The sequence below is a fragment of the Acinetobacter kanungonis genome, assembly GCF_009939195.1.
GTDB lineage: Bacteria > Pseudomonadota > Gammaproteobacteria > Pseudomonadales > Moraxellaceae > Acinetobacter > Acinetobacter kanungonis.
In genome coordinates, this window is sequence record NZ_JAACKC010000001.1 from 484,096 (window position 1) to 510,717 (window position 26,622).

The 26,622-nt window shown below is 42.0% G+C and carries 26 protein-coding genes; 14 read left to right on the plus strand and 12 right to left on the minus strand.

The genetic code is table 11. From position 1 onward, the window contains the following. The 3 genes from tolA to pal all read left to right on the plus strand — a co-directional run bounded on the left by tolA (nucleotide 1) and on the right by pal (nucleotide 3,233). On the plus strand, nucleotides 1–1,185 hold the full coding sequence (tolA, locus tag GWK51_RS02090; RefSeq protein WP_161932486.1) for a cell envelope integrity protein TolA: 1,185 nt from the start codon (nucleotides 1–3) through the stop codon (nucleotides 1,183–1,185). 159 nt (nucleotides 1,186–1,344) lie between these two features. Continuing rightward, nucleotides 1,345–2,628, plus strand: a complete 1,284-nt coding sequence (tolB, locus tag GWK51_RS02095; protein WP_161932781.1) for a Tol-Pal system beta propeller repeat protein TolB — start codon at nucleotides 1,345–1,347, stop codon at nucleotides 2,626–2,628. A gap of 32 nt (nucleotides 2,629–2,660) precedes the next feature. Next, entirely contained in the window at nucleotides 2,661–3,233 is a 573-nt protein-coding gene (pal, locus tag GWK51_RS02100; RefSeq protein WP_142769172.1) for a peptidoglycan-associated lipoprotein Pal, read from the plus strand. A 54-nt stretch (nucleotides 3,234–3,287) separates the two neighbouring features. Here pal and GWK51_RS02105 read toward each other — a convergent pair whose 3' ends face one another. Further along, complete coding sequence (locus GWK51_RS02105; RefSeq protein WP_161932487.1) at nucleotides 3,288–3,479, minus strand: NF038105 family protein; 192 nt, start codon at nucleotides 3,477–3,479, stop codon at nucleotides 3,288–3,290. A gap of 182 nt (nucleotides 3,480–3,661) precedes the next feature. Between GWK51_RS02105 and GWK51_RS02110 the strand changes: the two genes are divergently transcribed. From GWK51_RS02110 to GWK51_RS02130, 5 genes are all read left to right on the plus strand, one after another. Continuing rightward, nucleotides 3,662–4,636, plus strand: a complete 975-nt coding sequence (locus GWK51_RS02110; RefSeq protein ID WP_142769174.1) for a class 1 fructose-bisphosphatase — start codon at nucleotides 3,662–3,664, stop codon at nucleotides 4,634–4,636. Between the two features lie 52 nt (nucleotides 4,637–4,688). Next, nucleotides 4,689–5,465 (plus strand): TrmH family RNA methyltransferase, encoded by a 777-nt coding sequence (locus tag GWK51_RS02115; protein ID WP_161932488.1) that lies wholly within the window; start codon nucleotides 4,689–4,691, stop codon nucleotides 5,463–5,465. Between the two features lie 158 nt (nucleotides 5,466–5,623). Beyond that, nucleotides 5,624–6,238 carry an RNA polymerase sigma factor gene (locus tag GWK51_RS02120; RefSeq protein WP_161932782.1) on the plus strand — a complete coding sequence of 205 codons (615 nt, stop codon included), beginning with the start codon at nucleotides 5,624–5,626 and terminating at the stop codon, nucleotides 6,236–6,238. Next, nucleotides 6,235–6,555 (plus strand): hypothetical protein, encoded by a 321-nt coding sequence (locus tag GWK51_RS02125; RefSeq protein ID WP_161932489.1) that lies wholly within the window; start codon nucleotides 6,235–6,237, stop codon nucleotides 6,553–6,555. Before GWK51_RS02120 ends, GWK51_RS02125 begins: the two co-directional genes overlap by 4 nt. After that, nucleotides 6,545–6,949, plus strand: a complete 405-nt coding sequence (locus tag GWK51_RS02130; protein WP_100241000.1) for a DUF3106 domain-containing protein — start codon at nucleotides 6,545–6,547, stop codon at nucleotides 6,947–6,949. Before GWK51_RS02125 ends, GWK51_RS02130 begins: the two co-directional genes overlap by 11 nt. Nucleotides 6,950–7,072: 123 nt before the next feature. On the opposite strand, the gene GWK51_RS02135 is transcribed toward GWK51_RS02130, so the two are convergent. The 4 genes from GWK51_RS02135 to cxpE all read right to left on the minus strand — a co-directional run bounded on the left by GWK51_RS02135 (nucleotide 7,073) and on the right by cxpE (nucleotide 13,623). Next, nucleotides 7,073–9,487: a CSLREA domain-containing protein gene (locus GWK51_RS02135; protein WP_161932490.1), complete on the minus strand. Its 2,415-nt coding sequence runs from the start codon at nucleotides 9,485–9,487 to the stop codon at nucleotides 7,073–7,075. Nucleotides 9,488–9,502: 15 nt separating this feature from the next. Beyond that, a complete protein-coding gene (gene rbtA / locus GWK51_RS02140; protein ID WP_161932491.1) occupies nucleotides 9,503–11,323 on the minus strand; it encodes a rhombotarget A in 1,821 nt (606 codons plus the stop codon). Nucleotides 11,324–11,685: 362 nt separating this feature from the next. Further along, nucleotides 11,686–12,390, minus strand: coding sequence for a DnaA regulatory inactivator Hda (gene hda, locus GWK51_RS02145; RefSeq protein ID WP_161932492.1), 705 nt, complete (start codon nucleotides 12,388–12,390; stop codon nucleotides 11,686–11,688). A 24-nt stretch (nucleotides 12,391–12,414) separates the two neighbouring features. Further along, nucleotides 12,415–13,623, minus strand: a complete 1,209-nt coding sequence (gene cxpE / locus GWK51_RS02150) for a chloramphenicol efflux transporter CxpE (RefSeq protein WP_161932493.1) — start codon at nucleotides 13,621–13,623, stop codon at nucleotides 12,415–12,417. A 134-nt stretch (nucleotides 13,624–13,757) separates the two neighbouring features. On the opposite strand from cxpE, the gene purM reads away from it, so the two are divergent. Together purM and purN are read left to right on the plus strand one after the other, a co-directional pair. After that, the gene (purM, locus tag GWK51_RS02155) at nucleotides 13,758–14,828 is read left to right on the plus strand and encodes a phosphoribosylformylglycinamidine cyclo-ligase (protein WP_161932494.1); all 1,071 of its coding nucleotides are present in this window, start codon (nucleotides 13,758–13,760) and stop codon (nucleotides 14,826–14,828) included. Beyond that, on the plus strand, nucleotides 14,825–15,457 hold the full coding sequence (gene purN / locus GWK51_RS02160; protein ID WP_161932783.1) for a phosphoribosylglycinamide formyltransferase: 633 nt from the start codon (nucleotides 14,825–14,827) through the stop codon (nucleotides 15,455–15,457). Before purM ends, purN begins: the two co-directional genes overlap by 4 nt. A gap of 48 nt (nucleotides 15,458–15,505) precedes the next feature. On the opposite strand, the gene GWK51_RS02165 is transcribed toward purN, so the two are convergent. Both GWK51_RS02165 and sppA read right to left on the minus strand, forming a co-directional pair. Then, nucleotides 15,506–16,309 carry an alpha/beta fold hydrolase gene (locus GWK51_RS02165; protein ID WP_171519137.1) on the minus strand — a complete coding sequence of 268 codons (804 nt, stop codon included), beginning with the start codon at nucleotides 16,307–16,309 and terminating at the stop codon, nucleotides 15,506–15,508. Next, entirely contained in the window at nucleotides 16,300–17,325 is a 1,026-nt protein-coding gene (gene sppA / locus GWK51_RS02170; RefSeq protein WP_161932495.1) for a signal peptide peptidase SppA, read from the minus strand. The genes GWK51_RS02165 and sppA overlap by 10 nt, the downstream gene beginning before the upstream one ends. 130 nt (nucleotides 17,326–17,455) lie before the next feature. Here sppA and GWK51_RS02175 point away from each other — a divergent pair, with 130 nt between their 5' ends. Continuing rightward, entirely contained in the window at nucleotides 17,456–18,409 is a 954-nt protein-coding gene (locus GWK51_RS02175) for a lysophospholipid acyltransferase family protein (protein WP_161932496.1), read from the plus strand. Here the strand turns inward: GWK51_RS02175 and GWK51_RS02180 are convergent. From GWK51_RS02180 to GWK51_RS02190, 3 genes are all read right to left on the minus strand, one after another. Continuing rightward, nucleotides 18,399–20,804, minus strand: a complete 2,406-nt coding sequence (locus GWK51_RS02180) for a DNA internalization-related competence protein ComEC/Rec2 (protein WP_161932497.1) — start codon at nucleotides 20,802–20,804, stop codon at nucleotides 18,399–18,401. The genes GWK51_RS02175 and GWK51_RS02180 overlap by 11 nt on opposite strands. Nucleotides 20,805–20,887: 83 nt before the next feature. Beyond that, entirely contained in the window at nucleotides 20,888–21,574 is a 687-nt protein-coding gene (gene lolD / locus GWK51_RS02185) for a lipoprotein-releasing ABC transporter ATP-binding protein LolD (protein ID WP_161932498.1), read from the minus strand. Next, nucleotides 21,567–22,802: a lipoprotein-releasing ABC transporter permease subunit gene (locus GWK51_RS02190; protein ID WP_161932499.1), complete on the minus strand. Its 1,236-nt coding sequence runs from the start codon at nucleotides 22,800–22,802 to the stop codon at nucleotides 21,567–21,569. The genes lolD and GWK51_RS02190 overlap by 8 nt, the downstream gene beginning before the upstream one ends. A 25-nt stretch (nucleotides 22,803–22,827) precedes the next feature. On the opposite strand from GWK51_RS02190, the gene GWK51_RS02195 reads away from it, so the two are divergent. Then, nucleotides 22,828–23,397 (plus strand): PilZ domain-containing protein, encoded by a 570-nt coding sequence (locus GWK51_RS02195; RefSeq protein WP_100240988.1) that lies wholly within the window; start codon nucleotides 22,828–22,830, stop codon nucleotides 23,395–23,397. A gap of 9 nt (nucleotides 23,398–23,406) precedes the next feature. Here GWK51_RS02195 and GWK51_RS02200 read toward each other — a convergent pair whose 3' ends face one another. Together GWK51_RS02200 and GWK51_RS02205 are read right to left on the minus strand one after the other, a co-directional pair. After that, a complete protein-coding gene (locus GWK51_RS02200; protein ID WP_161932500.1) occupies nucleotides 23,407–24,318 on the minus strand; it encodes a DMT family transporter in 912 nt (303 codons plus the stop codon). 12 nt (nucleotides 24,319–24,330) lie between these two features. Beyond that, complete coding sequence (locus GWK51_RS02205; protein ID WP_100241081.1) at nucleotides 24,331–24,801, minus strand: YaiI/YqxD family protein; 471 nt, start codon at nucleotides 24,799–24,801, stop codon at nucleotides 24,331–24,333. A gap of 295 nt (nucleotides 24,802–25,096) precedes the next feature. Between GWK51_RS02205 and GWK51_RS02210 the strand changes: the two genes are divergently transcribed. Beyond that, nucleotides 25,097–26,026, plus strand: a complete 930-nt coding sequence (locus GWK51_RS02210) for a hypothetical protein (RefSeq protein ID WP_161932501.1) — start codon at nucleotides 25,097–25,099, stop codon at nucleotides 26,024–26,026. A gap of 419 nt (nucleotides 26,027–26,445) precedes the next feature. Continuing rightward, on the plus strand, nucleotides 26,446–26,586 hold the full coding sequence (locus GWK51_RS16440) for a hypothetical protein (RefSeq protein WP_171334037.1): 141 nt from the start codon (nucleotides 26,446–26,448) through the stop codon (nucleotides 26,584–26,586). Nucleotides 26,587–26,622: the final 36 nt, after the last annotated feature.

The following is a 26,622-nucleotide window of genomic DNA, read 5'->3' on the forward strand; positions in this document are numbered from 1 at the left end:
ATGAAGAATTTTCAACAGCCACCGTTTAAACAAAACGCAATTGCACTGGGTTTTACCTTCGGTGTACACGTACTTGCGGTTGTGGGCTTGCTTTATTTAGGAATGAGTAAACCACCTAAGCCACCAGAGCAAATCAAAACCATATTGATCAAACCGCAAGATTTACAGCCTACTCCACGCGAAGAAACTGAATTTACAGAAACTGCGCATGAGAATATTGCTCCTGAAATTACGCAAACTGCCGAACCCAGTGTAGAACCTGCGCCTGTCATTCCTGTTGCACCACCAAAAACCAATACAGCGGAGCAACAAGCAGCTCGTTTAGCTCAGGAAAAAGCGCAAGCGGATGCTGCTGCAAAAGCTAAAGCGCAGGCGGATGCCGCCGCGAAAGCACAAGCACAAGCACAAGCACAAGCACAAGCACAAGCAGATGCTGCGGCAAAAGCCAAAGCACAGGCAGATGCTGCGGCAAAAGCCAAAGCACAGGCCGATGCCGCGGCAAAAGCCAAAGCACAGGCCGATGCCGCTGCAAAAGCCAAAGCACAGGCAGATGCTGCTGCAAAAGCCAAAGCACAGGCAGATGCTGCTGCGAAAGCCAAAGCGCAAGCTGATGCCGCTGCAAAAGCTAAAGCACAGGCGGATGCTGCTGCAAAAGCCAAAGCACAAGCAGATGCCACTGCAAAAGCTAAAGCCGATGCTGCCGCGAAAGCCAAAGCAGATGCCGCCGCGAAAGCTAAAGCGCGGGCCGATGCCGCTGCCAAAGCACAAGCAGATGCCGCTGCAAAAGCTAAGGCCGATGCTGCCGCGAAAGCCAAAGCAGATGCAGAAGCAAAAGAACGTGCTGAAGCAGAAGCGAAAGCCTCATCTGCTAAAAAGGCTGCGGAAGAAGCCGCTGAGAAAAAAGCGGAAGCCAAACGTATTGCCTCTACGGCGAAACGAGACTTTGAGAACAAAGTCAAACGTGCGTGGAATCCACCTACAAGTGCAGCAGGTCAGAAAGCCAGTGCTCGTGTCACCTTGAGTGACAGCGGTGCAGTTCTATCGGTTGTGGTCAATGCCAGTGATCCTGATATGAAAGCCAGTGTTGAAGCAGCCGTTCGTGCAGCAGCACCTTATCCAATGCCTTCAGACCCTGATGCACGGCGTGAAGCGCGCATGTTTACCTCTTCATTTACTGCTCAATAATCGCAATCGCCATGTCAAATGCATGGCGATTAAGCTTTTTCACAGTGTTATAACAGTTTAGCCATAATGTAATGCTTTAAATCATGAAATTTCATGCCATTATGTTAGGCAATTTCATACAACCCACAAAGACTGACGTTTCAGAGTATACAGCGAATGATGGAAAATACGCGTAAACATCTACTTGGTTTAGCAATCATGACGGCACTCATGCCGCTACTTGTTCAAACCAGTCATGCACAACTTCATTTAGAAATTGCCAAAGCACCAGAACAAGCCCCTAAAATTGCGATTATTCCATTCAGTAATGATCAAACCATTTATTCGATTGTAGAAAACGACTTAAATCGTTCGGGTAAATTTAGTAGCGCCTCGCAAAACCTGCCTGCAACTGCCAGCATGGACAATCCCAATGCAGCAGCGTGGCAAGCCGCTGGCGTACCCTATCTGGTTACAGGGAATGTAAAAGCAACTGCTGCGGGCACCTTTGAAGTTCAATATCAACTGTATGATGTTGAGAAAAAACAATACCTGTTGAATGAACTACTCACTGTTCCTGCTTCACGTGTACGTCAAGCGGCACATATGATCAGTGATGCGATTTATCAGGCATTAACTGGCATTCAAGGTGATTTCAGTGGTCGTATTGCCTATGTCCTACGTAACCCTGCAACACCTGAGCAGCGCTACACGTTACAGATTGCCGATACCGATGGTGAACAGCCAAAAACCATTCTGACCTCGCGTGATCCAATCTTGTCCCCTGCTTGGACACCTGATGCGCAGAAAATTGCCTACGTGTCGTTTGAAAGCAAACGCCCTGCAATTTATGTACAAGACTTAGCCACAGGTCAACGCGAAAAACTGGCAAGCTTCCGTGGCTTAAATGGCGCGCCAAGTTTCTCTCCAGATGGCAAGTCGATGCTGTTTACCGCATCCATGCATGGCAATCCTGAAATCTATCAAATGGATTTAAGCACCCGTCAATTACAGCGTATGACCAATGACAGCGCAATTGACACTGAAGCACGTTATGCACCTGATGGTAAATCCTTTATTTTCACCTCTGACCGCGGCGGTTCACCACAGATTTACCGCTATAGCTTCGCAGATGGCAGCAGCAAACGAATTACTTTCCGTGGCGCATTTAATGCTCGCGGAACTTTAAGTGCCGATGGCAAAAAAGTGGCCTTGGTGCATCGTCCAAGCGGCAGTAGTTACAAAGTTGCCATTCAAGACATCAATACGGGCATCACCAATATTCTGACCCCAACCAGTCTGGACGAATCCCCGAGCTTCTCGCCAAATGGGCAAATGGTGGTGTATGCCACACGTGAGGGCAACCGTGGTTTGCTTTCCATTATGTCGGTCGATGGTCGTTTCCGCATGAATTTACCAAGTGAGCAAGGCGAAGTCCGTGAGCCAGCTTGGGCACCCAAATAACCTTTTAAAAATCAATCTATATGGAGATGAAGATGAACGCAATTAAACTGTTGGTTTTACCTGTTTTAGCATCCGCTATTGTGATGACAGGCTGTGCGAGCCGTAAACCTGCTGCCGAAATTCAAACAGGTCAAACACCAACTACTGCGGGCACAACCGTAAGCACTGAAGGACTCAGTGAAGATGCTGCGTTAAATGCACAAAATCTTGCGGGTGCATCTTCTAAAGGCGTAACTGCTGCCAATAAAGCGTTTTTAGCAAAACGCGTGGTGCATTTTGACTACGACAGCAGTGATCTTTCCAACGAAGACTATCAAACACTGCAAGCGCACGCGCAATTCCTTGTTGCCAATGCAAATTCTAAAGTGGCATTAACAGGTCATACGGATGAACGCGGTACTCGTGAATACAATATGGCACTCGGTGAGCGTCGTGCCAAAGCCGTAGAAAGCTTCCTCATTACTAACGGCGTAAGCCCAACACAATTAGAAGCGGTAAGCTATGGTAAAGAAATGCCAATTAATGCGGGTCATGATGAAAACGCATGGAAAGAAAACCGCCGCGTAGAACTTAACTACGAAGCTGTACCGCCTTTATTAAAATAAGGCCGTTTACAGACCTAAAAAAAGCGCTTTAATGTTAAAGCGCTTTTTTATTGCTTAAACAGGTTTGTGCTCATCTTCTTCATGCTCATGCTGCATGGATTCAATGAGGTCATGCTTATTAAACTTCTTATATTCAGGCTTGGCTTCGTAATCTTTCCAAGCTGCTTTCACGTTCTCTGGACTAATATCATCCAAACTAATACCTTCATTTTGCGTTGGCATGGCATCAAACTTTTGTGTAGTCATTCTGCTGCTCCTCAATTCTTCTTTATCCTTCACATCAACATAGCATTATCCCTAAAAGTTGCAAGGGCAAAATCAAGCCAAATAATCGAGTTTAATTTTTCTTTTGCGGCATTCTCATCTAAAATAGCCGTCTAAATTTTTTTTGCTCAACTTGATTGGTTTACACTCGGAGTTTTCCTGCCATGGCATACCTCACCCTTTCCCAATTCTTAGAACAACAAACTGGGAATCTTACACCTGAACTTGCAAAAGTGATTGCAACCATTGCAGACACGTGTAAAACCATTGATCAAGCTTTACAAAAAGGTGCGCTTGCTGGGGTATTAGGCAGTGCGCAGCATGAAAATGTGCAAGGTGAAGAACAAAAAAAATTAGATGTGATTTCAAATGACTATTTAATTGATGCCTTAAAAGTTCACCCACATGTCGGTGGCTTGGCATCAGAAGAACTGGATGAATTCACTCCTGCGCAAGAAAATGGTGAATATTTGGTGCTATTCGATCCACTCGATGGTTCAAGCAACATCGACATCAACATGTGTGTCGGTACCATTTTCTCAATTCTTCCAGCAAAAAATGCCGTGACGCAATCGGCTGATTTCATGCAAGCAGGTATTCATCAAGTTGCTGCAGGCTATGTACTGTATGGTCCATCAACCATGATGGCCTTAACAGTGGGTGCAGGCGTTGTGTTCTTTACCTTCGATCCTGAATCACAACAATTCTTGTTAACCACTGACAACATTCAAGTGGCAGCAGATACCAAAGAATATGCAATCAATGCATCGAATCAACGTCACTGGGAACAACCAGTAAAACGTTATATTGATGAACTACTTGCAGGTAAAACGGGTCCACGTGAAAAAGACTTTAACATGCGTTGGGTAGCGTGCATGGTGGGTGATATTCACCGTATTCTTTGTCGTAGCGGTATCTTCATGTACCCATACGATCTGAAAGATCCGAAAAAAGCAGGTCGTCTACGTTTAATGTACGAAGCAAACCCAATGAGTATGTTGATGGAGCAAGCAGGTGGTGCTTCTACTACAGGTCGCGTGCGTATTCTTGAAATTGAACCAACAGAGTTACACCAACGTGTCCCTGTGATCATCGGTTCAAAAAATGAAGTTGATCTTGTAACTCAATACCACCACTAATTTTTAAAAACAGAAGTAGGTGCTACACCTACTTCTGTGGACTCAAGCAAACATGCCTACCATTTTTTTAGAATCGAAAGACAATCCAAAAATTAAACACTTACGTGGCTTAATTGAGCAAAACACCTATCGTAAAAAGCAAGGTCAAACTGTGCTTGAAGGTACACATTTGTGTTTGGCATGGTTGCAAGAGCAAAAGAAAATCAATGCGATTTTTACCACAGAGCTTGCCTTACAACATCCTGACCTAGAAGAAATCCAACGTCAGTATCATGGTGCCATTTTTATTTTAAGTGAATCTTTATACAAAGACTTAAGCACCTTAGGCACCACGCTTCCATGTCTTGCAATTATCGATTTACCCTCTTCTTCTCAAGCTTTACAATACAATCTCGATACGCTCATTCTGGAAAATATCCAAGATCCGGGCAATGTCGGTACTTTACTCCGTTCCGCTGCTGCCGCTGGTGTTCAGCAAATTATTGCCACCAAAGGTACCGCATCACTCTGGTCACCACGCGTATTGCGCGCAGGTATGGGTGCACATTTCTCTCTAGATATTTACGAGAATGTAGCGCTTGAACAAGTCTTACCTCAATTTAAAATTCCTGTGTATGTAACCAGTTCACATCGTTCAACCAGCTTATATGGGCAAGATTTGACTCGCGCCTGCGTCTGGATCATGGGCAATGAAGGTCAAGGTGCTTCGGATTATGCCCTTGCACATGCGCAAGCCGTGACCATTCCGCAACCGGGTGGACAAGAATCACTGAATGTTGCCATTGCAGGATCGGTCTGTTTATTTGAAATGGTCCGTCAACGCATCTAATACATTTTTTATTTTAAATTGCCCCGCCCAATTTTAAAAATAGATTACACTTGAAAAAATAATAACGGATATTGTCAACCAAACCATTATTTCCAACGTTATTAAGCATATGTATTGGAAATAATGGTGATGATCCAATGACAGGGTTTTCCATCTCTATGGATTTAGCGCCGAAACAGTCTCAGTCGGAAACTTTAAGTGCTTTAAAAAGTACGGCTGAACAACGTCTGAAGAATTTTATGCAAGACGTGACTGGGCGTGCCTTAGTGATGATGGAAAATGCGACACAGGGTCAACAAGGCATTGCGATGGATCTTGTCCAAGAGGCATTTATTTCATTGCATAAATCTTATTCAGACAAATCTACTGAAGAATGGTATCCCCTGTTTTACACCATTTTGAATAACAAACTACAGGATTGGCGTCGTAAAGAAGCGCGCCGCTCGCAGCCTTTTTCTTTCTTCAAAAAGGTCAGCCTAGATAAAGATGATCTAGAAATCCAAGATGTTATTGATGAAACCACCCCTAGTCCGTTGGAGTTTCTGGATCAGGCAGTTACGGTTGAAGAAATTCAAGCCGCGATTCGCCAACTACCAGTCCGCCAGCAACAAGCGTTTATGCTGCGGGCATGGGAAGGATTTGACACGCAAACCACTGCTCAAATTATGAATTGTAGTGAAGGCAGTGTAAAAACACATTATCATCGCGCGATTCAAGGTTTGCGATCTGCATTATCGCATTTGAATCCATATTCGGGAGGGTCATCTGAATGAAACAAGATGATTTCTTAAAACAAGTTACTTCCAAACTTGATGGTCTTGCGCAACAGCACAAAGCAAAACCTGTTGTGATGACTCATGTACTGGATCATATCCAGCAACAGAAATCATCACGTTTTGCCTATTTTAAAATGACAGGATTCGCTTTAGCTGCAGCCATCGCAGGAATTGTGGTGTTACCTAATTCCGTCGATCTGTCAGAAAAACCGCAGAATCAGGTTGTGGTAACACCAAAACTTTCTCCGCAAATGGTGGAAGATTTGGAAATGTTAATGGTTTTAGGTGAGGACAAAGTTCCACATGGCAGCTAGAAGGTTAGCTTTTGCTTTTTGTGCACTCGGTTTCTTGCAAACAAGTTTTGCAGGATTTGAACGTTTTTGGTTTTTTTCCAAAGATGCCAACACCCAAGTGGCTGAAACTTGGGAAACACTGTCAGAGCAAGAACAACGTGCTTTGATTAAACGCTATCAGTCGCTCAAAGAAATTCCAGATGAGCAAAGTGATAGTCTGCAACAGCGTATGGACTGGTTTACCCAATTACCTGAACAAGAAAAGCAGAAAATGCGTGAAACTTGGCAACAAATGAGCAGCCAAGAACGCAACGACCTACGCGTGCGCATGCAAAAGGCGACACCTGAAGAACGGATCAATATTCGCCAAGAATACATGAACAAATATTTGCATCACACGGCAGAACAGCCATAATTTTCATGGGGTTCTGAGCATTTACTAAAAAAGCCAATCCAGAGAAGATTGGCTTTTTTATGGTTCACAATATTATGAACAAGAAGCTCATCAACATGGCGTGAGCTTCTTAAACTTCAACCCTTATGCTTTCTTGCCGCGGCGTTGATAACGATAGCCAGCCAATCCCAACAAACCCAATAAGCTAAACCATCCCATAGAACCGCCTCCACCACCAGAGGTCACTGTATTTTTTGCAGTATTGTTTAGATAAATTTTTGCGCGATTCGATGCCAGACCTTCTGCATCAAAGACGGTATATTCCATAACTTGATCAAATGGACTGTAGTTGTTTTTGACCTGAACCACTAAATTGCTGGAATAACAGGTATCGCGCATGGCACTGCCAGGGCAAGGACCGTTCGGCACAGATGGATCAACCAGCATCGCACTTGGCAAGCTGTCTAAACGAATAGCCAACTCCTGACCTGCTTCATTATGGTAGAAATCGGCTTTATTCAAACCAGCAATACTTGTTTTCGGACCATCATCATCAAAGTCATTTTCAAGTGGATGCAAGCTAATATTCTGATTTGTACCATATTCCAAGCGATAAGTATCATCTTTGGCAATCGGTGCAATATTGGCAAAACTTGCACTTAATAAACCTGTTGTGGTTTTGGTCGCATCCGTTTTGGAGGTAATGCTGTAGGTACATAAAGCATTCTCACCAATCGTCGAAAGATTATCATCTAAGCGATAAAACATGATGCGCTTGAGTTCAGCTATCCATTCACATTTTAAGTTTGGATCTTGATCACCAATGAATTGAAAGCTACTGCCTTCCCCTGAATAAGTTCCCACCCCTAAAACTTGGGTACTAATATTATAGTTCTCAGCATTCAAGGCTTGGACTTGTGATTGGCTGTTCATCCACTGCTCATCAGGTAATGCCAGCGCATACGGATCAATATAAATCGCGCGGTATTTGGCATGTTTTTCGGTATTGCTCTTCAAATCCTTAAATGCCGTTAGCTCCGCTTGGTACTGAGTTAAGTATTTAGCATCTGTTGATTGATCATCAATGCGTGCCTGATACAAATCGATGGCTTGCTGATAACCATCCATCATTTGTGAATAAGATAAATTCTTTAAATTAATGATATCTGCCGCTGTCAAGCGCATCAGTTCAACCGAACCAATATCACAGGTATTTTTCATGCTCGGATTTAAAATGAGCGTAGCATCCGTAATTCGACTAAAACCTCGTTGATCGACATCACTACAACCAATCGCCCCTATATTAACCAAATCATTTGCGGTCTGATTATCCCGTGGATAGTACAGCGGTAAATATTCTGTGCTTGCACTCGGTCCTGTATAGGCAGATAGCAACGTGCTCATCGAGATGTTGCTGACATCAATATTGGTATTGCTTCCAGAGGTATTACTTTCATAAGCAATTTTCGGCAAGTTACACTGCCCCGTCACCGCACCTAACTGCAAGGCATTGTTCATTGCAACAATATCAAGTTTTGCATCCGCCACATTGCCGTTATTTAAAGCATAGCGACAGGATTGCCCTGCATTGTATGCCATTACATTAAAGGAAATATTTTTACTGCCCAGTTGGTCATACAATAAGGTGCTGGCAGCATTATTTTCTACAATGGTATTACTTAATAAAACCAACGTACTGTTTTCACTTAAGTTCGGCTGCGCAGTATTGGAGGAAATACTCTTAATAATTGCACCCGTAATAGGATTTGCCTGATTTTTAGCAATGGTATTGGTTTGCAATAAAGTCGATGCCTCACCGCAAATTTCTAACATGCTTGCATTATTAATAACGCCATTGCCGACTATACTGCTGTTCTGAATGTTAATTGTGGGCTTGGTAAATAATAAATTGTTCTGACAGGTCATCGCCAAGACACTGCCCTGTGCTGCTTGATTAGCCTGTATTAAGCCATGATCAATATTCAGTGAAATATCGCCATCTAGATAAATAGCACCGCCCTGAGCAGCATGTGAATTGACGATCGCGACATTATTTAAATTAATATCTGCACCTGCATAAATGGCACCACCTAAGCCCGTGCTACTTCCATTCGCCAAAATGATGTTCTTAAATGAAGTCCCGTATTTCGACAATGAGCTATTAAAAATTCGGGTCTGATTTTCTCCACTGATAGTGGTTTTTAAGGCCGTCGTCGCTGGATAAGTATGAGTTAAGACATGTTTAGATGAATAATCCAGCGGCTCGGCACCATAAATTTCAAGCACAGATTGCGGCATCAGCTCACGTTTGAGTGTATAGGTTCCTTCTTTTAGCTGAATCCGATCTTTTTGACCTAAACGTGTATCCCCTGCATTACAGCCACCATAAGCCTTATTATCTGCGGCCGTCTTTATGGCTTCGCGTAATGAACATTGATTTAAGTTTTCCCCATCTTCATCATCAAAGGTGGTGACATAGATAAACGTATCTTCCGCTGCCATCAGAGACATGGCTGACAGCACCATTAATGTAAGTAAACCTTTTTTATAATTTTTCACGGTCAATTCCCTTGCCTATTTCTTGTAACGACGTAATCCAATCAGTCCCAATAAGCCCAGTAAGCTTAATATTCCCGCACTCCCTCCCGAAGTCTCGACCTTGCTACTTTCCATCTGTCCAGCAGGAGCCTGAGTGACTTGGACTTTGATCTCTAAATAAGGATTCTGAGAATCGTTAAATCGCGTCGTGGTTGTAACCAGTCGAATTTTAAAAATATCGGCTCCATGCCAATTACCATTCGGTGTGTACTGAATATTGCCTTCTTCATCAATAGTGACCCTTCCCTTCGGCTGAGTCGTGGTTGGAATGACTTGTAAACAACCATCTTGCCAAGCCTCACCTGTCGGATTGGCTCCCAATAATGCTTCACACTGATCTTTCGGTAAAAGCTCACCGTCACCTAATAATTCAGCCACCGACATTTTTGCAACTTCGCCGTAGTTGATATCGTCACCGATCAAAGAAATCGTGGTTGGAAACACCAGTTCAATCGCACCACGGTCGCAGAGCACATTATTGGAATCACGAACTTGTCCACGCTGATCACTGGACTCGCATTCCACCAAGGCTGTTTCTGAGCCAGTCCATTGTTTGCCTTTATTCACAATTAAGGAATCACTTAACTGCTGATAAGTCACCAATAATCGTGGTTTAAAATAACCGAGAAAATCATTGCTACTTTGATTAAACGGACACACTAAACTTTGTCGGTCTAAATTTGCACTGCTGCATTTTCCCTCAAGTGTGCTCCCTGCAATTAAAGCAGTTTGCGTCCAAATTTCATTGGGATACTCTGCCAACCCTTGCCCACAACCTGCTGAAACCAGATTGTTCTGCAAAATACTCTGATCGCCTGCTTCAAACTTACAATCCTGCTGCGTAGCTATTGGGTATGGATTACCAATCAAGATACTATTCGCAAGAAAAGCTTTACCCTGTGGTGCAACAAATTGAACGCCTTGCGCATTGCCAATCATGGTCAAATTATTTAAGCCAATGCCGTCGCGTAAATTCAGCAAATAGCCTTTATTCTGTAAAAAAGTACTGTTTTTAATATAATTTGCGACATTCAAAATCGAGCTGGGTAACTGTTCTGAATTAAATAATAAAGCGGCGTAAATATTTGCAGAAGCTGAATTGTTGGTCTCATTATGACGAATGACACTATTTAAGATTTTGTATGCAGGTCGCTGGGTATACAGTACAGCACCCTCAGCAGCATAATTCTTTTCAAACAAGCTATTTTGAATGACGACTAGACTATCGCTGGTATTTTCGACTGTTGAATTACCCACATTATAAATTGCTCCACCTTGGACTGCATAACCACCAGATAATCCTGCATAACTTAATTGTAGATATTCATTGTTATAAATTAATCCACCTTGTTGTGCGCATTGGGCTTGACCACAACCTTGTAGACTAACCTCGTACAACACAACACTAAGTAATTTTTCTTGCGAACCATCATCAATTCTTAAAATATTATCTTTTGCTTGCATTTGCAGCACAGCATTATTTTTACCTAAAACTGGCGTTTCATTAAAATCCACATCATAGTTGGTTTTAATAGTTAATTCTTTTTGAATATTTAAATGTGAATTCAGCTTATAGACTTTCTGTTTTTCCAACAAAATGACAGGACTGGCATCTTCCCCACCACAACCGAAATACCCTTCTTTAGGCATATCTTGGTTAATATAACTGACCGCTTCTCGTAGTGAACACTCTTGATCATCTTTAACGACATCTTCTGTGGTAGTCACACTAATATTCGCACTATAGGCATGCCCAGCCAGACACAACATTCCCACACCAATGCTCTGCTTGAGCATACGTCTCTCCTTAATTATTTTATTGATCTTGTTTTTCTAAATTGCTGCTTCCTAGCAATTTATCTACAGCCAATGGCGATCCCTTTGCTGTACAGCCTAAAAGATGAACGTAGAAATATAATTGACTAAATTGCCAAATTCTTTAGGCACAATTGCAACTATTAAAAGATAGGCTCAATAATTTGGAGTCTAGATGATGAGTTCGATGAGATGAGACGAATTGAAACTTCATGCTGATTTGCAGCATTTATGTTCTCCTTAACTTTACTTTCTATTATTTTTCTATGCTCGCAATTCCATGCGATAGGCATTTAAGCTGTACTTTGTCACAGCCATGCTGATTACTCAAGTGCTTTTATCGGTTATTGATATTCATCAATGAGTGCATAAATTTGTCTTAAAGTGGCATGACTTAGCTTGGTTTTCTCGCCTTTAAGGAGTTGGATCAACTGCTCTAAGGTTTGTAATAAAATCGAAGCCTGATGCGGACCATGCGCTAAAAGATAATCAACAATTTGCTGATCGATATGAATCCCACGTCGTGCCAATACTGAACTGACCAGAATCTGTCGATCTGCATATAAACTGCCATTCGGCACTTTCACACTCACTGCTTGAGTCAGTCTGGACTGTAAATCAGGTAGTTCTAATTTCAGCTCAATCGGGGCAAAACGCGAAGAGAACACCAATTGTCCACCCACTTCATTATTGTAATTAATGAGGTGAAATACCGCTTTTTGCCAATGCGGCACACCACAAATCGCTTCAATATCATCCAACGCCACCAAATCATAACGCTCGAGCGAGGTAATCGCTTCTGTAGGTGCATCTAGCAATTCTAATAACGAGACTTTAATCGCTGATTTACCCACATCCAGATAAGAATCACAAATTGCAGAAAGCAAATGACTTTTACCTGTACCCGCACCACCATAGACATAAAAACGATTCATTAGACCTGCATGTAACTGACGAATTGCATCAATGACATGCCCCCATCCCGGACCAGAGAAATCACTGATTCGGGCATCAAGTTGGGGTTCAATATCTAATTGCAGTTGACGCATATTCGTGTTTAAGCCTTATACGCTTTATGGTTTAGGTTCGATGTTACTTGATTTTTCAGCAACTTGCTGATCTTTTGCAGGGTGATCTTTAATTTCAATGTCTACTTCCAGTTGTGACGTTTCTATACTAATAGAATCTGCTTCTGCATTGGAAGTGAAGATTGTTTGCGTACCATACAACTGACTCTGCTCATACCATTCTCGTGCATGTTTAAGCAGCACTACAATCACTGCAGCGACGGGTAAGGCAATCAGCATGCCTAGAAAACCTGCCAGTTGCGCACCCGCCAATACCGCGAATACCACCGCAACAGGAGATAAACCAATCTTATCCCCCAGTAAAAATGGCTGCAGAATATAACCTTCCACTGCTTGACCAATCATGAATACAACAGCAACCAGCGCCAAGTGCATCCAGTCCAAGCCAAACTGGAATAAAGAAGCAATGACTGCAGCAATAATCCCGACAGCAAAACCCAAATAAGGAATAATACTGGCCAAACCAGCAATCATTCCAATGATCAATCCGACTTCAAGGCCAATTAATTGTAAGCCAACCGCATAAACAATACCAAGCAGCAGCATCACCAAAAATTGCCCTTTCACAAAGGCACCTAGCACGCTATGGCATTCACCCACAATCTTTAGTGTCGATTCTTCATAAGGACGTGGAATTAGTCGACGCATGCTGTCTAGCATACGATCCCAGTCCAACAGGAAGTAAAAAGCAATCACAGGAATTAAAACCACCGTGCCGCCAATTTGGATAAAACTTAAACCTGATTGTGCAATTTTAAGTGCCATTGCCTGAATGCTGTCAGCACTATAGTTAGTCTGAATATAGTCCATGACCGTCGTTGACAGTTGATGTGTATCAATTTCCATCTGCACCAGATTAAAGGTGCGCGACAACCATGGTAAAAAAGTATCATTTAACCAATGTATCCCCGCTGGAATACTCCCCTTGGCATACATTAACTGCTGCCAAATTAACGGCACCAAATATGAAATGGCTAAAGTCAAGAGGACCCCAATCCCGACAAATACAATACTGATGGCAAGCCATCTTGGTAAACCAATATTATGAAATTTTTCGACCAGAGGATTAAATAAATAAGCGATTAAAAATGCTGCAATAAATGGCAGTACCACAGGCTTTAATAAATATAAAACCCAAAGAATAAGTGCGATTCCCGCAAGGATAAAAATACGACGCAAGGTTCGATCGACCATAGAAACCCGCCTTTTTCAATTTAATCGTTATAAAAAGTAAAATATTTAAGTAAAGATAGCATTTTAGAGCATAAATAACATAAGAGTTTCGTATATTCGGGTTATAATCCCCGCGCAAATGCGGAGACTTCACTATGAGCAACTCAACTTCTACCCCAAACACTGGTTTAAGCTATAAAGATGCAGGTGTCGATATTGAAGCGGGCGACGCACTTGTCGATCGAATCAAATCTGTCGCTAAGCGTACAACTCGTCCTGAAGTGATGGGCGGATTAGGTGGCTTTGGCGCACTATGTAAAATTCCGAAAGGCTATGAAGAGCCTGTTCTCGTATCTGGCACAGATGGTGTCGGCACAAAATTACGTTTAGCTTTGAACTTAAACCGTCATGACACGATTGGCCAAGACTTGGTTGCCATGTGTGTAAACGACCTTTTAGTGTGTGGTGCAGAACCTTTATTCTTCCTTGACTACTATGCAACTGGTCACTTAAATGTTGATGTTGCTGCTGATGTGGTTACAGGTATTGGTAAAGGCTGTGAGCTTGCTGGTTGTGCATTGGTCGGTGGTGAAACTGCTGAAATGCCTGGCATGTATGAAGGCGAAGATTATGATCTTGCAGGTTTCTGCGTAGGTGTAGTTGAGCAAAGCAAAATCATTGATGGCTCTAAAGTTAAAGCAGGCGATGTTTTAATTGGTGTTGCATCAAGCGGCGCACATTCAAATGGTTACTCTTTACTTCGCAAAATCTTAGACGTAAAAAACGTCGATCTTGCACAAATCGTAGATGGTCGCCCACTTGCTGAAACAGCAATGGAGCCAACACGTATTTATGTAAAACCAATTCTTGAACTTTGCAAACAAGTTGATGTACATGCGATGGCGCACATCACGGGTGGTGGTTTACCGGGTAACTTACCTCGCGTACTTCCAAACGGCGCGCAAGCAATTATTAATGAATCTTCTTGGGAATGGCCAGAATTGTTCAAACTTCTTCAAAAAGAAGGTGGTGTTGAACAATTCGAGATGTACCGTACATTTAACTGTGGCGTAGGCATGGTGATTGCGGTAGATCCAGCAGATGCAGATAAAACGATTGCACTTTTAACTGAACAAGGTGAAAAAGCATGGGCAATGGGTCACATTGTAGACAATGCTGAATCTGTTGAAGGTGCTGACGAGAAAATCCGCGTAATCTTTGCATAATGAAAATCGCTGTCCTTGTTTCAGGCAGTGGCAGTAACTTACAAGCCCTGATAGACGCTCGTCTATCAGGTGAAATTGTTGGAGTTATCTGCAATAAACCTGAAGCGTATGCACTCACACGCGCTCAACAAGCAGGTATTCAAACTGCTGTGATTGAACATAAACAATATCCAACACGCGAATCATTTGATGATGCCATGCATCAACAGTTATTGGCATGGGATGTTGATTTAGTGGTATTGGCGGGTTTCATGCGTATTCTGAGTGCCAAATTTGTGCGTGCTTGGGAAGGTAAAATGCTGAACATTCACCCTTCTCTACTGCCGCATTATAAAGGCATGCATACCCATCAACGGGTATTGAATACTGGTGATGTATATCACGGCTGTACCGTACATTATGTTACCGCAGAGCTAGATGCAGGACATTCACTGGCGCAAGGTGTGTTAAAGGTTGGTCATCATGACCATGTCGAGCAACTCGCGCAGCGCGTACATGAACTCGAACATCTGATCTATCCTCAAGTGGTAGAATGGATTTGTACAGGCGCCCTGCAATATCAGAATGCAAATACCGTCATATATCGCAATCAAGCGTTGAATGAACCGATTCAATTTTGCAAACTGTAAAAATATGATTCAAAGAAAAAATGCATCCTCGGATGCATTTTTTATGTTCTATGATTTCTGAATCAGCTGTTTAATCAACGCTACTGTCGCTTCAGGTCGTTCTAAGGGAAACATATGCCCCCCCTCTGCCACACTAAATGGAATACCCACTTTTTTCTGCGCGACTTGGGGAAATTTATGTTTTAAGAACTCACTTTGATCGCCCACCACCAAATGCATCGGGACTTTTGGTTTCGACATGGGTAACCACCACCAAGATGGCGTATAACGAAAAATGGCAACCTCAGCAGCTTTGGGAATCGTCAAGGTTACCCCACCGCGCTCCGCATCTTCGGTCAGGGCGTGATCCAGATAAGCCTGAAAACACTCAGGATCAAATTTTTGATACAAGCTTTTCGGTCTTAACATTTCGCCTGCCTGCTCACGGGACTCCCAATGATCACGACGACGATTACTCAGACCTGCTGGCGTCATCTGATCCACCAGCTTTGGTTGAAACAGCTTTGCAGTATGGAACAACAAAGAAGCTTTACCCATAATCAGTGGCGGATCGAGCATGATCACTTGCTGAAATAATTCAGGACGCTTATAAGCGGTCATCATGGTCAGGACCGACCCCAAAGAATGCCCCAGTCCAATCACGGGACGCCCATGCGCCTGACGCACAATGCTGTCAGTCAGCTGATCCACCAAGTGCGGCCAATGATTGGTCACAGGGTAACGTTGGTCAGTTCCTATGAGTGGAACATAGACAATATCGTAATCATCGCGAAGTAAATGAAAGAGTTTTTCATAAACTTTAGAAGGCACACCATTGGCATGCGCAAAGTGGATCAGTGGTTTCATTGTAATTTTGTCGTTTGCTCTGCTTGAACCTGTTCAGCAAGTGAAGTCGCAAAACCTTTCCCGATTGAGCTTCCCATACGCCCGAGAACAGAATCCAATGGATTATATTGAACGGTATAGTCCACAGTTTTATCGATTTTCAGTTCACGTTTCAAGCTATTTAGGCTACCTGTACGGTCAGCAATTCCGAGTTTAACTGCTTGCTCACCAGTCCAGAATAATCCTGAGAAAATTGCAGTATCCTGAGATTTCAGTTTTTCCCCACGACCTTTTTTTACAGCCTCAATAAAGTGATCATGAACATTGTCTAATAAAGCTTGTACATGCGCTTTCTGAGCGGCATCAACAGGTTGTGTCATCGATAAAATCGCTTTGTTTTCGCCCGAAGTCATGGTGCGATCTTCTACACCCAACTTTTGCATCAATCCATTGACACCATAATTCGGCATAATCACGCCAATCGAGCCAACCAGACTTGATGGATTAACAATAATTTCATCCGCTGCCGAAGCGATATAATAAGCCCCCGATGCCCCTGTATCACCAATAATGGCATACAGTTTTTTATCTTTATGCTGCTGCTTCAGATACTGAATTTCCTGCCAAATTTCATCGGATTGTACAGGTGAGCCACCTGGTGAATTGATATTCAAGACAACAGCTTTACTATTGCTACTCTCAAATGCTTTCTTCAACGATTTGATGGTATCTTCACTGTTCACGCTTTGTTTATCTGCGGCAATCGTCCCAATAACATCAACAACCGCGATATGAGCACCTGTAGTTGAACTGACATCGGTCGTAGCCGTACTACAGCCTTTGCCTAAAATCACTAAAATAAAAAGAATATAAGCAAAGGTCAGTAATTTAAAGAAGATACTCCAACGACGAGCACGGCGCTGTTCTTCCACCGAAGCTAATACGGCTTTCTCAAGAATCTGCCATTCTTTTCCAGACTGCTTTTCTAAATTTTGTTGTGTAATATGACTTTCGTTTTGTGGTTTAGGTGGCCAATCGGACATATAAGATGATCCAATAATGAAGAAAATTAACCTCATTATATACATGCAGACGCAATAAACTATTTAAACCCTGTATTTTCGCCTATAATAATTGCTGTTTTATATTTCTTATCCCCATACCCATTAGGCAATGACTGATAAAACTCCAAAAACAATGACTGATCGCGTACTTCAATTTGTAAGTCGACAACCTATTCAAATTTCTCGCATGATTGCCCGTTCACTGGCTGGCTTGGTGAACCTGTTAAAAATATCTAAAACATCTCAAACCATTCGTCTTAACCTTGAAATTGCTTTGCCTGAACTCACGACAAGCCAACGTGAACAAATTACTCAAAATGCGATACGCAACGAACTCACCTCCTATTTTGAATTTTTCAGCATTTGGGGTTCTGAAAATCAAAAAAATATTTCCCGTATTCATTCGATTACTGGCGAACAGTATTTACATGATGCACTTGCCGAGAAAAAAGGCGTGGTCTTGATTGTCCCTCATTTTGGAACTTGGGAAGTGATGAATGCTTGGGTCGCTCAATTTACCGAAATGACAATTCTGTATAAACCTGTAAAAAATCTGGCAGCCGATAATTTTGTACGTAGCGCGCGCAGCCGTGAACAAGCACATTTAGTTCCCACCGATGAAACTGGTGTACGGCAGATTTTTAAAGCCTTGAAACAAGGTGGCACTACGGTCATTTTGCCAGATCATACACCGAACATAGGAGGAGATCTTATTCCTCTATTTGGCTTACCATTAGAATCTAGCAACTTAAGTGCCAAACTGATTCAAAAAACCAAGGCAAAGGCACTATTTTTATATGCAATTCGTAATGATGCTCATGGGTTTGACATGTATATCGAACCGATGCCTGAAAGTATTTATCAAGGCTCAGCCAATGATGGTACCCATGTGATTCATCAGGAAATTGAAAACCTAATTCATCGTTTTCCTGAGCATTACCATTGGAGCTATAAGCGCTTTAAAGCCAACCCTGAACTGCGTAATCTGTATAACTTGCCACATGAACAAGCAATGCAACTTGTGACGAAAGTTAGAACACAACAATTAGACACTAACGATTAAGCCAACGTTGCTGATCACGGTAAAACTGCATTTCTATCTGCTTCCCATTCTGAATAAACTGAATGCTACCCTTGTCGATTGTGGTATATAACGGAATCCCTAATGCCTGCAAGCGTTGTTGAGTTAAAATGCTCGGATGCCCATAGCGATTGTTAATTCCTGCTGATGCAATCGCAATTTTAGGCTTGAGCCGCTGCAAAAAATCATAAGCCGAACTATGCTTACTGCCATGATGTCCCAAGACCAATACATCTACTTTTAAATCTGGGTAGGCTTTTAGAATCTGATGTTCGGCTTCCCAGCCCGCATCCCCCATAAGTAAAAAGTTGGCATATGGCTGAGCATGTTCAACTTGAACATAGAGAACGCAAGACAATTCATTCTGCTGATTCGCAACTGCGGCTAATTGCTCCTGTCGTGGAGATAAGACCTGAATTTTAACATCATCAAATTGCCACACCTGCCCAGCGTGGCAATAGTGAAATTGAGAATTGGGCATGACCTCAACCCATTCATTACTGTAAATGGTTTGAACAGCTAAAGTTGAGCGTAAGGAAAAATATGAGCCACTATGATCTTGATCTAAATGGGTCAAAATGAGCTGATCCAGACTGGTAATCCCTTTACTATTTAGAAAGGGACGAATGAGTTGCTTGCCGACACTGAATTTCTGTTCATCATAATTACCGCCCATATCAATCATCATCTGCTGATCTTTCTTTTGTAAAAAGATGGCTTGCCCTTGCCCCACATCGAGAATGTGCAATTCAAACGGCTGCTTGGATTCATCCACAATAAAAATCGGCAACATACAAACCATCGCCCAACTTTTTGGAACCACACCGCGTGGAAGGAACAAAATACAAAGCCCTATTATCAGTCCGCCTAGCATCCCCCAGCTCAACGCAACATTTTGTACGGTTGAACCCAGCATTTGATCTGTACCATTGAGGATTGAAAGTAACCATGACACACTGAAATCATTCAGTTGAAACAGCAATACACCTAAAGGTTGAAGGATCCATAAACACAAGGTCGCAATAATGCTGAGAGGTACCACCAATATACTCAGCCACGGTAATGCCACAAGATTACTGAATGGCGCAATCCACACGACTTGTTGAAAGAAAATCAGCATCAATGGCAGTAATGCGATAAAAATTTTCCATTGCGACTCAAATAACAGCGCAACATATAACTTTAATTGACCTACACGAGTGTCTACGATTTGAGTAGGTTGCTGTTGTACCGTCTGATAAATTCTCAGAAGTACCAGACAAGCGCCGTAGGACAACCAAAAAGCAGCCGATAGAATGCTAAAAGGATCGAGAAATAATAAAATTGCAGCACTAAACAGCAGGACTTGTACAGGTTGAAGTTTAAATTTACATAAAATCAGAACAGCGATAATCAAACTGGTTAACAACGTCCGCAATGCTGGGATTTCAAAGCCGACAAAGGCTGAATACAGCAGTACCCCGATACAAAAAGGAACCACCAAAAGATAAGGCTTCGGATAACGCAAATACCAAGTTGGAGTAAAACGGATAATCAGATGGTGTAAACTCCAACAGAATAATGCCGCAAAGATCAACACATGTGGTCCAGAAATTGCCAATAAATGGCTCAACCCCATCCGTTTAAATAAATCTTCGATATCAGGACTCAGTAAACTTTGATCTCCCGTTAATAAGGCTAAAAGCAAACCTGCATTACGTAAAGACTGTTGCTGGAAAGTAAATCGTAAACTCAACCTTTGCTGTTCAATTGCCAATAACGTTTTAGCAATCAGCCCCTGTTGTTTCCGTACATAAGGCATTTGTCCTGCTGCATAAAGTGCTTGTTCCGTCAGCTCTTCCACTGCTTGAACTTGGAAAGTTGCCATAATGTTCTGTTGTAAGAGCCATTTTTCCTGATCAAATGCGCCTGCAATTGCATAGCTATGTGCAGGTAAAATCTGCCCGCGCAAACGGTAGTACTTTCCCAGCTCCAGTGACTGATTAGAAGAAGGCTGTAGATAAGCTAACCATTTCACAGGTTGCTTTCTATAATTCAGTACGGTGACAGGTTGCTTGATACGATTCGACTGAATCTGATTCATTGATTTGACATGCACAATAACTTCAGCGTGCTTTGTAATCGACTCTCGTAAATCCATACGCTGAGTGAGTGCAGCATCGGCATATAAATAAGCCAGATTGAAGCTAAATAAACATAAAAAAATGATGCTGAAAAATCTAAAAAGCTGAGGTTTAAAATTCGGACATTTAACCACCAGTATTTGAATCATCATCCAGAAGATAACAAACATGACACACGTAACAGTGGTGAGTGACCAGACCTTGCCCATGCCAGTCATGCCGAGAATCCAAGCGAGTAGTACATATTGCATCATTATGATTCATATTATTTTTATAAGTGCCGCACATCATAAAGCCCACCGAAGTGGGCTTCAAGGGAAACTAGATAATTCGTTTTTTATTCGGACTCAGCCCAAATACCATCCTGCATATGTAAGACTGAATCTGCCGCTTGAGCCAACTGTTCATCATGCGTGACAATTAACATCGCCATGTTAAATTCTTGACGTAAATCGCTCAGCAATTCAAAAATTTTAACCGCTGTTTTACGATCTAAATTCCCTGTGGGCTCATCTGCCATCATTAAGGCAGGTTTAGCCACTAAAGCACGTGCGAGCGCCACGCGCTGACGCTCACCACCTGACAACTCACCTGGTTTATGCGTTAAACGATGTGACAACCCAACGCGATTTAGCAAATACTCCGCCTGCGCTTTGACATCTTTATAGTTAGTGCCTTCACGTAACATAAGGGGCATTGCTACATTTTCCAGAGCTGTAAACTCAGGTAGAAGATGATGAAACTGGTAAACAAAACCTAAATGTTGATTACGTAAATAGCCGCGTTCGGCTTCGCCCATATGATCGAATCGCTGACCATTCAGCCAGACTTGCCCTTCAGTCGGACGATCCAAGCCACCCAACACATGCAACAAAGTACTTTTACCCGAACCACTCGAACCGACAATTGAAACGAACTCACCCGCATGAACTTTTAAGAACACCCCCTTAATCACTTCAACCGTAGATTTACCATCAGTAAAATGTTTCACCACATTTTTGGCTTCTAATACCACGTTACTCATAACGCAAAGCCTCCGCAGGTTGAATTTTGGCAGCACGCAATGCTGGATAAATAGTCGCCAAGAAACTTAAGATTAAAGATAAGCTGACAATAATCACCACATCTTGCCATCTTAAATAAGAAGGTAAATAGTTAATAAAATAGGCATCAAATAAATGCAGACCCAAGGCCGTATTCACCCAGTCAATAAAACCACTAATCCCCGTCGCGAAAATAATACCCAATACCGCACCTGCAACCGTACCAATGACTCCAATCACAGTGCCCTGCACCATAAAGATTTTGGTAATTGTCGCTGGAGAAGCCCCCAAGGTTCTTAAAATTGCAATATCCGCCTTTTTATCGGTCACCACCATTACCAGTGAAGATACGATATTAAACGCCGCAACCAAGACAATCAGGAACAGCAATAGACTCACCATTGCCTTTTCCATCTGAATGGCACTGAACAAATTACCATGCGTATAGGTCCAGTCAGAAGCATAATAGTTACCAGGCAATTCGCGTACAATATCATTACTCACTTGCGGTGCAGCAAAAATATTATCCAGTTTTAACCGAATCCCTTGTGCACCATCAGGTAAGCGAAGCAAGGTCGAAGCATCGTTCAGGGCGATATAACCCATCATGGAATCAACTTCTGCACCAATACTGAAAATACCGACAATTTTAAAACGCTTGAAACGCGGCACCACACCCGCAGGTGACGGTGTTGCTTCAGGTAAAACCAAAGTCACATTATCATTTAGCCCTAAGCCCAATGCATCTGTTAACTGTTTTCCTAAAACAATGCCAAATTCACCTTTCTTTAACTGATCAATGCTACCTTCGACCATGTGGTCTTGAATAATCGAGACTTTTTTCTCGTATTCTGGTTCAATACCTGTCACCATAACACCAGAAACTTGGCCATGCGCAGTAATCATGCCTTGTAATTGAGTAAATGGCGCGACACCTTTAACATGCTCATGCTGTTCAACTTTTTTTGCAAGTTCAGGCCAATCTGTTAAAATTTGTGTTGATGAAACAGTGGCTTGAGGTATCATGCCCAAAACTCGGTTTTTCAGTTCGCGATCGAACCCGTTCATCACAGATAATACTGTAATGAGCACAGCGACACCCAAGGTGAGACCGATCATGGAAACCAGAGCAATAAAAGAAATAAAGTGGTTGCTACGCCGTGCGCGAGTATATCTTAACCCGATGTACAGCGAGATTGGTTTAAACATACCATCTAGTCCGAGGTAATACATTATGGAAAATTTACAGCATCAAAGCGCCTCAGCGGAACGTCGCGTTATGTCACGTATCGATGCTGCCTTGCGAATTAATTATCAGATTATTTCTGATGATGTTGCTCTTAATGATCCTTACGATCCAAATTTTGTCTTGCCCCGCTATTTTCTACTACTCGCAGAATTAGATCAATTTGATCTGGCTTTAAACTACGAATTAGAACAATTAACTGAAAAAGATCAACAAATTGCTCGAATATTATCCTTATTCAACCAAAAATTAAACCTGATTACCGGTTCTTTATACGACGCAATTGTACAATCCATGTTACCTGTACCTGAACATGTCAATTTTTCAGAGAGTGGGTTCAGTTTTCACAGCGATCGCGAAATTCAGGAAGGCACCTATATTCATGTGACCTTGAGCCATCCTGAGAACTTCTTTCATATTGCTGCGACAGCACAGGTAGTGTACAGCCGCGCTGAAGGTAAAGGAAAATTCCGTACAGGTGCCTATTTCATTACCCTGCATCCACAAGACCGCGTCAAACTAGCAGAGTGTGTCAGCTTCGAACAAGCGAAGGACTAATTGCAAAGACTATTTGGAAGACTTTAATTTTAAAGCGAGTGCTCGGCTCGCTTTTAAATCTCGATAAAAATAGACAAATAAGCCAAACAATAAAATGCCTGCCCCAACAAACACCATCAAAGACAGCATTTCCTGATTCAGCACTGCCCCAATCAACATGGCTAAAATCGGTGTCATTACCGTAGTCAACGAGATGGTGGTCGGTTGTAAGTTTTGCACCAGTTTAAAGTAGCAGAACATGGCGATCAGCGATGCCATTACCACGGTATACAGCAATGCCAATATCGATTTCATTTGTGGCATCTGCGTTGGGGCATACTGCCAAATAAACGGAATCAGACAGGCAGCCACGATACTGGAAATCATGATCGATCCCGTAGCTTGCGCAATCGGATTAATCGGTGCGTTGACTTTTTTCACCCAAAACATCGACAAGGCATAAATAAATACACTGAGCAGCATCAACAGAATGCCTGTCGGATGTACGTGTTGTTGACTGCCTGTGAAACAGATAATTGCCAAACCCGTGACTGAAATAGACATGCCAAGCCATTGCAAGCGATGCAAATGCTGCTGAAAAGCAAAACGTCCAATCAATCCCGCCATAATCGGTGCTAGACCAAACATCAAGGCAATCATGCCTGAAGATAAATAGCGCGTTGCCAAATAGGTAAAGATTTGCGAGCCAATAAAACTTGCGGCACCTGCTAGATAACTTTGCAAACTGATCCGATCAAATGGCAAACGGACTTTCAGCAAATAAACCAACCCCAAAGCCAAAGGCAAGGCGATAAAAAATCGCAATACCAACGCCCACATTAAATGAATATCTGAAACACTCCACACAATCGCTAAAGGCGTGGTTGCCCAAATGAACACCAATAAGGCATAGGTGGACATCAAATTGGCTTTGGAAGGCATAGTCAATTCCAATTAAACGCTGGTTTTACGTTTTTGTTTTTGAATGGTCTGATCGAGGCTGCTCGAAAATTCACGCTTATCACGTTCAGAAATCGGTGGTGGACCACCTGTCTGCACCCCTGCTCCGCGCAAGGTATCCATGAAATCACGTAAATGCAGACGAGCTTTCACATTGGCAGTGGTATAAATTTCACCGCGCGGATGAATCGCAATCCCACCTTTCTCAATCACTTGAGCTGCTAAAGGAATATCCTGCGTGACCACAATGTCATTGGCTTGCATACGCGTGACAATTTCCTGATCGGCAGCATCTGCACCACTCATGACTTGAATTGAATTAATGCGAACTGAAGGTGTGATTCCCACGTTTTGATTGGCAACAAAAGTGACTTCTAACTGATAACGATCTGAAGCACGCAAAATCACTTCACGTAAAATTTTTGGTAATGCATCGGCATCTACCCAAAGTTTAAATGGCAGCACACGCACCTACGGCATGAAAAAAGAGCTAGCAGTTTAGCAAAAACTCAAGCATTACTCTGCTGTTGATTTGAAATATACTTGAAAAGTATAGTTTTATTCCAATTCAAGCATCATCATTGAATGCACCCAATCCCCCACTTTTATCCTCACAAATCTATAACACGTCTTGCATGCTGAATCCTCAATCTCGGTGTAGTTTAAATTTTTATCCTTAATTTCATTCAGATAGACTTGAAATATTCAAATCACCCTCGATTTAATAGATTAAAGCCACTGAACATTCAAAATTGTGCTTATGAAAAATCAAAACAGACCTGAAATGATCACGATTGAAGATCAAAACTTCGGCAGCCATATTGAGCATTGGAATCTGCTGACAGAAAATCCAACTTATGAAGTTCCCAAATGGCTAGGTCTGGCACTTGATGCACCCATTATGCCAATGGGACTTTGCCGTGAAGAATGTGAAATGGATGCCTCTGTATGGCTCATTCAAGGTCCGAGCAAAGAAAAAGTTCAACTTTGCCAAGTAATTGCTGTTGAAAACAATAAACCCAAAGCAGTAAAAACGGCCTTTCCAAGTTTTGAAAGCCCATATAAAGTCAAAGCCTCAATTGAACGGATTATTTCCTGTAAGTCCAACACCCAAGCTGTACTGCGCTTAAATTTGGGTGAAAACAGTATTGTTTATGCGTTTGATAGCTTATATAGCGTCAATCACGATCAATATCAAAAAGATCAAACCTATTTAGTTCAACTGAATGCATGGGCATATGAACTAGAAGCAGTTTCAGAACACGAACAATTGGTGGTAGATGATCCTGCTTCTATCAAACATCACCGTGCCTTGAATGATATTCTGGCGGCGAATGATGGGATTGCACCCGCGAACTTGCAAGAACAAATTGATGCTTGGGAACCCAAGTGTGAAGATGATAAAGCCCCTGTCACCGTCGATTTTTCCAAGATGGTTGCCTATCTGTATGGCGAAAAAATGGGACAAGAAGACGAAGCGTGGTTTCAAGGCAATATTGTCGGCAAAACCAGCCTAGAATTTATGGGACAAGAATATACGCTCTATGATGTGACGCTCATTCATGATGAAAATCAGGAAGCAACTCTGATTCGCATTGCTACCAAAGATGAGCAATATAAGCACTTTAATATTGGTCAATACATTCGTGGCAACATTTGGGTTCAAGCCAGTATCCATTCCAAAAATTAAATCCTTCTAGATTTATTCAGTGCTGATAACGGGATGTAGCACACTTTAAAGGTGTGTCTTACATCCCGTTTCTGCTTGAGAAGAGTTTAAAAATCAATATGACCATATTATGGTGTATATTTTATCCACAGATTTTCATATTAATACGATTTTTAAATTCAAATTAAAATAACTTATCCATAGTTTTAAATTTATTTACGACAAAAACTATGATTTATAAAAAAATGAATATAAACAAAATTTTATTATAATATCGCGAATATTTAATTCTTATTGATATTCTGTTTTGTGGATTAAAATTAGATTTATGAGTATTTTTTAATCAAAATCAATTAGTACTTTATTTAGTCAATTTTTTATGCTTATAATATGAGCAAGCAATAGGATTTAACGATAATATAGATCGGAATGAAATATCTATGAAAATCGTACAAGAAGAAAATTTACAGCGGGTTGAAACTCAACTTGAACAGCGCTTTCAATTAGACGTCATGTCGTGCCTTTTTTTTGTATTCGGCATGATGACCTCAGCGTATATCCTGCACCAGTTTATTCTTTAATTTCACCCTAAAAAGAAAAAACCCATCTTATTCAGA

Coding starts and splice junctions, on each gene's coding strand:
- GWK51_RS02115 (WP_161932488.1), top strand. CDS start 4,689: ATGCCTACCATTTTTTTAGAATCGAAAGACAATCCAAAAATTAAACAC.
- tolB (WP_161932781.1), top strand. CDS start 1,345: ATGGAAAATACGCGTAAACATCTACTTGGTTTAGCAATCATGACGGCA.
- GWK51_RS02130 (WP_100241000.1), top strand. CDS start 6,545: ATGGCAGCTAGAAGGTTAGCTTTTGCTTTTTGTGCACTCGGTTTCTTG.
- GWK51_RS02195 (WP_100240988.1), top strand. CDS start 22,828: ATGGAAAATTTACAGCATCAAAGCGCCTCAGCGGAACGTCGCGTTATG.
- GWK51_RS02200 (WP_161932500.1), bottom strand. CDS start 24,318: ATGCCTTCCAAAGCCAATTTGATGTCCACCTATGCCTTATTGGTGTTC.
- purM (WP_161932494.1), top strand. CDS start 13,758: ATGAGCAACTCAACTTCTACCCCAAACACTGGTTTAAGCTATAAAGAT.
- GWK51_RS02120 (WP_161932782.1), top strand. CDS start 5,624: ATGGATTTAGCGCCGAAACAGTCTCAGTCGGAAACTTTAAGTGCTTTA.
- tolA (WP_161932486.1), top strand. CDS start 1: ATGAAGAATTTTCAACAGCCACCGTTTAAACAAAACGCAATTGCACTG.
- GWK51_RS02105 (WP_161932487.1), bottom strand. CDS start 3,479: ATGACTACACAAAAGTTTGATGCCATGCCAACGCAAAATGAAGGTATT.
- GWK51_RS16440 (WP_171334037.1), top strand. CDS start 26,446: ATGAAAATCGTACAAGAAGAAAATTTACAGCGGGTTGAAACTCAACTT.
- GWK51_RS02210 (WP_161932501.1), top strand. CDS start 25,097: ATGAAAAATCAAAACAGACCTGAAATGATCACGATTGAAGATCAAAAC.
- rbtA (WP_161932491.1), bottom strand. CDS start 11,323: ATGCTCAAGCAGAGCATTGGTGTGGGAATGTTGTGTCTGGCTGGGCAT.
- GWK51_RS02180 (WP_161932497.1), bottom strand. CDS start 20,804: ATGATGCAATATGTACTACTCGCTTGGATTCTCGGCATGACTGGCATG.
- GWK51_RS02125 (WP_161932489.1), top strand. CDS start 6,235: ATGAAACAAGATGATTTCTTAAAACAAGTTACTTCCAAACTTGATGGT.
- pal (WP_142769172.1), top strand. CDS start 2,661: ATGAACGCAATTAAACTGTTGGTTTTACCTGTTTTAGCATCCGCTATT.
- hda (WP_161932492.1), bottom strand. CDS start 12,390: ATGCGTCAACTGCAATTAGATATTGAACCCCAACTTGATGCCCGAATC.
- GWK51_RS02110 (WP_142769174.1), top strand. CDS start 3,662: ATGGCATACCTCACCCTTTCCCAATTCTTAGAACAACAAACTGGGAAT.
- GWK51_RS02175 (WP_161932496.1), top strand. CDS start 17,456: ATGACTGATAAAACTCCAAAAACAATGACTGATCGCGTACTTCAATTT.
- cxpE (WP_161932493.1), bottom strand. CDS start 13,623: ATGGTCGATCGAACCTTGCGTCGTATTTTTATCCTTGCGGGAATCGCA.
- GWK51_RS02190 (WP_161932499.1), bottom strand. CDS start 22,802: ATGTTTAAACCAATCTCGCTGTACATCGGGTTAAGATATACTCGCGCA.
- sppA (WP_161932495.1), bottom strand. CDS start 17,325: ATGTCCGATTGGCCACCTAAACCACAAAACGAAAGTCATATTACACAA.
- lolD (WP_161932498.1), bottom strand. CDS start 21,574: ATGAGTAACGTGGTATTAGAAGCCAAAAATGTGGTGAAACATTTTACT.